Here is a 2,424-nt window from a genome sequence, read left to right on the forward strand (position 1 = left end):
CGCCCTGCGTGGCGGCGGCGGCTGAGCGGCTTTTGGATTTTTCTGCCCCGCCGGGTATGGGACACATCGCCCCATGGCCCTATATCTGGACAGACAAGACTGACGCCAGGCGTCGATAGAGTGAAAGACCGGAGGCTCCATGTCCGATACCATCCAAGCCGCGCCCGCCGCTGCGGCCCAGAACGCCCTCGTGCCGGTTACGGTGCTGACCGGCTTTCTGGGCGCGGGCAAGACGACCCTGCTCAACCATATCCTGACAGCCCAGCATGGCCGCAAATACGCGGTGGTGGTGAACGAGTTCGGTGAACTCGGCGTGGACAACGACCTTGTGGTCGATGCCGACGAGGAAGTGTTCGAAATGAACAACGGGTGCATCTGCTGCACCGTGCGCGGCGACCTGATCCGCATCCTCGGCAACCTCATGAAGCGGCGCGCGAAGTTCGACGGCATCATTGTCGAGACCACGGGCCTGGCCGATCCCGCCCCCGTGGCGCAGACGTTTTTCGTGGATGAGGACGTGCGCGGCAAGACCCGGCTCGATGCCGTGGTGACGGTGGTGGACGCCTACAATGTGCTCCAGACGCTTGATGAAAGCCCCGAGGCGGTCAACCAGATCGCCTTTGCCGATGTCATCATCCTCAACAAGACCGACCTTGTGGACGAAGTGGCGCTGGCGACCATCGAATCGCGCATCCGTTCGATCAACGCCGTGGCCCGCATCCACCGTGCGCAGCGCGGTGACGTGCCCCTGTCCGATGTGCTGGATCAGGGCGGGTTCGACCTCCAGCGCGCGCTGGAGCACGCGCCCCATTTCCTTGAGGACACCAGCCACTCCCACGAGGCGGACGTGACCTCCCTGTCCTATGAGGTGGAGGAGCCACTGGACGCGGCGCGCTTTCAGGCATGGATCGGCGCGGTGCTTCAGGAACAGGGCGCTGACATCCTGCGCGCCAAGGGCATCCTGAATTACGCGGGCGAGGACAGGCGCTTCGCTTTCCAGGCCGTGCACATGATGGCCGATGGTGACTTTATCGGCCCGTGGAAGGAAGGGGAAAAGCGGGTGTCCCGCCTTGTCTTCATCGGGCGCAACCTCAACCGCCCGCAGCTTCGCCGCGGGTTTGAAAGCTGCCGTGTAAAATGAGCGAGACCATGAACGACGCCACATCCCCCTCGCTGCTGGAACGGCGCGGGGCGATACGCCAGCTTGAGGGGCAGGTCACCGGCTGCGCCATCGCGCGCGACAGCCAGCAGGTCGCCTTCGCCACGGGGGAAGGTGACGTGGTCGTTGCCAGCCGTGCGGACTGGGGGCGGTCGGATGCGTGGGATGTTACCACCGTGCATGATGGCGCGATCCTCGCCATTGCTCCCGATGCGGCTGAAACCGGCTTCCTGACCGGCGGCGATGATAACGCCCTGCGCCGTACCGCCGCCGATGGCAGCGTAAGCGACCTTGTGCAGGGCCGCCGCTGGATCGAGCACATCACGACATGGAGCAACGGCAGGGATGGTGTCATCGCCTTCGCATCGGGCAAGCAGGTCGAACTGCGCGACGCGACGGGCCATACGACGCTGAAGGTGCTGGATCATCCCTCCACCGTCAGTGGTATCGTGTTCGATGCAAAGGGCAAGCGCATCGCGGCCTCGCATTACAACGGGGCCTCGATGTGGTTCGTGCAGGCGAAGGTGGACACCGTGCGCCCGTTTGAATGGAAGGGCAGCCATATCGGCATTGCCATCCACCGGCGGGGGAAGCGCTGGTGACCACCATGCAGGAATCCGAACTGCATGGCTGGCGGCTTTCGGACGGGCACAACATGCGCATGAGCGGCTATCCGTCCAAGGTGCAGTCCATGGTCTTTACGCGCAATGGCAAGTGGCTTGTCACCAGCGGGGCGGATACGATCGTGATGTGGCCGTTCTTCGGCGGTGGCCCGATGGGCAAGCCACCGGTCGAGGCCGGGGGGATTCCGGGCGTGATCTGCACCCGCATCGCCTGCCACCCGGTGCATGACATCGTGGCCGCCGGCTTTGCCGATGGCTCGGTGCTGATGGCCGATACCGCCGCCCAGCGCATATTGCCGGTCTGCATGGCCGGTGGCGGCCCGGTCTCGGCGCTGGCCTTCAGCCCCGATGGCTGCGCGCTGGCCTTCGGTACGGAAGATGGCCGGGTGGCCGTGGTCGATCTTTCGGCCCGATAGGCCGGTAGTCCCGGCCATGCCGGAGGGGACGGATCAGCGCATGCGCGTACTCCATGTCATGGCGGCCCGGGGCAACGGGGGGGCGGAACTCTATTCCACCGATGTCATGCTCAGCCTGCATGAAGCCGGACTGGAACAGGTGGTGGTCATGCATCCCGCCGCCCCCCGGGTGGCCGCAATGCGGGGTGCCCGGGATGACGGTGGAGACCGCGCCGCTGCGTATTCC

The 2,424-nt window shown here is 65.3% G+C and carries 1 protein-coding gene and 2 pseudogenes; all 3 read left to right on the top strand.

Annotated elements, in window-relative coordinates; genetic code table 11:
* Positions 1-139: 139 nt before the first annotated feature.
* Positions 140-1,141: a CobW family GTP-binding protein gene (locus tag JCM25156_RS13730; protein WP_025813532.1), complete on the top strand. Its 1,002-nt coding sequence runs from the start codon at positions 140-142 to the stop codon at positions 1,139-1,141.
* A pseudogene (locus JCM25156_RS24505) lies at positions 1,138-2,198 on the top strand (WD40 repeat domain-containing protein). Before JCM25156_RS13730 ends, JCM25156_RS24505 begins: the two are co-directional and overlap by 4 nt.
* A 40-nt stretch (positions 2,199-2,238) precedes the next feature.
* Positions 2,239-2,424, top strand: a pseudogene (locus JCM25156_RS24510) (hypothetical protein); the annotation flags it as partial.

Source organism: Komagataeibacter kakiaceti JCM 25156 (assembly GCF_000613305.1).

Bases quoted from the DNA above. Each gene is read 5' to 3' on its own strand.
- JCM25156_RS13730 (WP_025813532.1), top strand. From the start codon at position 140: ATGTCCGATACCATCCAAGCCGCGCCCGCCGCTGCGGCCCAGAACGCC.